Origin of the sequence: Maritimibacter harenae (assembly GCF_009882975.1) — a bacterium.
Taxonomy (GTDB): domain Bacteria; phylum Pseudomonadota; class Alphaproteobacteria; order Rhodobacterales; family Rhodobacteraceae; genus Maritimibacter; species Maritimibacter harenae.
Window position 1 is genome coordinate 64,798 of record NZ_WTUX01000003.1, and the last position, 3,025, is coordinate 67,822.

Genomic DNA, 3,025 nt, shown 5'->3' on the forward strand with positions numbered 1-3,025 from the left:
GCGGCGGACTCGGGCGCAGNGGTCTCGGCGATGACAGGGGCCTGGGATCCGGCGCGTCCGACGGAAGGCGCCTATTCCGCCCTCATGGACTTCCATGGCGGCGCCTTCGCCACTCTGACCTATTCGGGATACGCCCATTTCGACAGCGACATCTGGATGAACAATGTGGCCGAACTCGGTGGCGACAAGTCACCGGAAGCCTACGGCCGCGCCCGTAGGGCGCTCGAGGGGCTCGACGCCGAGGCGGAGGCCCGCCTCAAGACCACGCGGACCTATGGCGCCGGAGACGCCCCGCCGACCGCGCGTCACCATGAACATTTCGGCCCGGTCATCGTGCTCTGCGACCGGGGTGACCTGCGCCTCACTCCCGACGGTGTGGAGGTTTTCGGCGACTTCGCGCAGCACTTCGAGGAGACGCCACTGAGCACTGTCCCGCGCGAGACAGTGATCGATGCGCTGGTGGCCGCGGTGCGGCACAACAAACCTCCGGCGCAGACGGGGCGTTGGGGGCGGGCGAGCCTCGAGGTTTGCCACGCAATCCTGCACTCGGCCGAAACCGGCGTGGCGGCCGAACTCACGCGCCAATGCGGAATTTATCAGGAGGAGATGACACCTTGAGCGACCTGACCCTTTCCCTCGCCATGGGCAACTACGACCGGACCCGGGCCATCGTCGACGGTCGCGTCAANTGCACGCGGTGACCCGCACTACGTTGCGGTCCCGGTGTTCCTGAGCCGGGCATTCCGCCACACCTCGGTCTACATCCGCACCGACAAAGGCATCGAGAAGCCAGAAGACCTGAGGGGAAAGCGGATCGGCATCGCCGAATATCAGCTTTCGGCCAACGTCTGGGTGCGTGGCATCCTGGAGGAAGACTTCGGCGTGCGTCCGTCGGACGTCACGTGGGTGCGCGGCGGCATGGACACGCCGGGCCGTCCGGAGAAGATCAAGGTCGACCNACCGGAGGGTGCCACCCTGAACGGCATGCTGGAAGCGGGCGAGATCGACGGGTTCATCGGTCCGCGCTGGCCGCGCTGCTTTGCCGAAGGGCATCCGCACGTGGGCCGGCTGTTCTCCGACAGCGTGAGCGCTGCCGAGGATTTCTACCGACGAACCAAAGTGTTCCCGATCATGCACGTGCTCGGTGTGCGCCGCGCCCTAGCGGATCAGCACCCTTGGCTTCCCGGCGCTCTGCTGAAGGCATTCTCGGAATCGAAGAAGCTGGCGCAGGACGCGCTGCAGGATACCTCGGCGACCAAGGTCACGATGCCGTTCGTCGAGGATAACCTGAACCGGGCGCAAGCGCTTATGGGGCAGGACCCCTGGACCTACGGCGTCGTTGGCAATGCGCAGGTGCTTGAGAAGTTCCTTGCCTATCACCACGCGCAGGGACTGTCGCCGAGACGCGTTTCGGTGGACGAGCTGTTCCATCCGTCGACGCAGGAAGCCTACAGCCTTTGAAAGGGGTGCAAGATGAGTGAACTGAAGCCCGGAGACGTGCTGGAAATCACCACCGACGGCGGACTTGCTTACGTGCAGGTCACGCACATGCACCCGAGTTACCCGCCAGTGGTTCGCGCGCTGGACGGGCTCCACGAAGATCGTCCCGCGGATCTTGGTACCCTTGTCGCGGGTGAGACCCGGTTCATGGCCATGATCCCGGTCGACCGGGCTCTGGCGCAGGCTGGCGCCGCGTGCAGTTTCGTGGAAAACGTCGCCGTGCCCGAGGCATACAGCGCGTTCCCTACCTTCCGTATGCCGATCCGCGACAAGCAGGGCGAGATCGTCTACTGGTGGTTCTGGGACGGGCGCGGGCTGTCATACGACGCCGAGCTGGACGCCGAGCAAGCCAAGTTGCCTCTGCGTGAAGTGATGTCCGGAAAGCGTTTCCTGCAACTCTTGAGCGACATGGCTGTCTGAACCGGCAGAGACGTCGTGGCGACGTCGACGACGGCCGATATGGCACGATACGACAAATTCATGGGCGCGGCTGCTGGGAGAGGGGGCGCGCCCGACAAACGGGGAGGAGACCTGTGATGGGCGAGTCATCGCGCCTCGATATCGAGGCATCGCTGCCAAAACACCGTGATCTCTATTACGGTGGGCGCTGGCACAAACCGAGTGCGGGCGGTTACGAAGACACGGTGAATCCGGCGACCGGCAAGGCCTTGGCACCCGTCGCCGTGGCCACTCAGGCCGATGTCGATGCTGCCGTGGTTGCCGCGGATGCAGGCTTTCGCGAATGGCGCGATGTCGCACCGCTGGAGCGGGCCCGAATTCTCAAGGAAATCGCCGCGCGGCTGCGCGAACACGNAGGGGACGCGGGCGTCGCCGCCGCGCAAATGGAATTCTTCGCCGGCCTCGTGACCGAGATGAAGGGCGACACGATCCCGATGGGCCCCGAGCGGGTGAACATGACCACGCGAGAGCCGATGGGCGTGGTGGCGCGCATCCTCGCATTCAATCATCCGTTCATGTTCTGTGGAGGCAAGATGGCCGCGCCGCTGGCGGCAGGTAATGCGGTTATCATCAAGCCGCCGGNNNTCCAGGCGCCGCTTTCGGCACTGCGGCTGGNCGGAAATCGTCGAGGACTTGCTGCCCGCTGGCGTTTTTTCCGTTCTGCCGGGTGGCACGGAAGCGGGTGCTGGTCTGGCTGCGCATCGGGACGTCGCCAAGGTGACCATGATCGGATCGGTGGGCGCGGGCCGGGCCGTGATGCATGGCGCCAGCGACACGATAAAGCCGGTACTTCTGGAACTTGGCGGTAAGAACGCTCTGATCGCCTATCCGGACAGTGATCCAGACAAGGTGGCGGACGCGATCGTCGCGGGGATGAACTTTGGCTGGTGCGGCCAGTCCTGCGGTTCGACCAGCAGAGCGTTCCTTCACGACGAGCTGCACGACGCCGTGGTCGGACGGCTGGCCGATAAGGTTAAGCGCTTCAAGCCTGGCATTCCCACCGAGGAAGGCACCACGATGGGCTCGCTGGTCAGCAGGGCGCATTTCGACCGGGTCATGGGCTTCA

4 protein-coding genes and 1 pseudogene (1 of these 5 cut by a window edge) are annotated in these 3,025 nt (G+C 64.8%); all 5 read left to right on the forward strand.

What is annotated here, in order from left to right; genetic code table 11:
• A protein-coding gene (locus GQE99_RS01595) for a Gfo/Idh/MocA family oxidoreductase (protein WP_456237981.1) crosses the window boundary here: on the forward strand, positions 1 to 618 show its 3' portion. Its footprint begins 330 nt before the window's first position; only the last 618 of its 948 coding nucleotides appear in the window; the start codon falls outside the window, past its left edge; it ends in the stop codon at positions 616 to 618.
• Positions 619 to 723: 105 nt separating this feature from the next.
• Positions 724 to 1,461: an ABC transporter substrate-binding protein gene (locus GQE99_RS01600; protein ID WP_161349835.1), complete on the forward strand. Its 738-nt coding sequence runs from the start codon at positions 724 to 726 to the stop codon at positions 1,459 to 1,461.
• Between the two features lie 12 nt (positions 1,462 to 1,473).
• Positions 1,474 to 1,920, forward strand: coding sequence for a hypothetical protein (locus GQE99_RS01605; protein ID WP_161349836.1), 447 nt, complete (start codon positions 1,474 to 1,476; stop codon positions 1,918 to 1,920).
• Positions 1,921 to 2,036: 116 nt separating this feature from the next.
• Positions 2,037 to 2,513 (forward strand): annotated as a pseudogene (locus tag GQE99_RS21690) (aldehyde dehydrogenase family protein); the annotation flags it as partial.
• A 4-nt stretch (positions 2,514 to 2,517) separates the two neighbouring features.
• Positions 2,518 to 3,025, forward strand: a 508-nt coding sequence (locus GQE99_RS21695; protein ID WP_268892719.1) for an aldehyde dehydrogenase family protein, incomplete at its 3' end; no start/stop codon positions are given.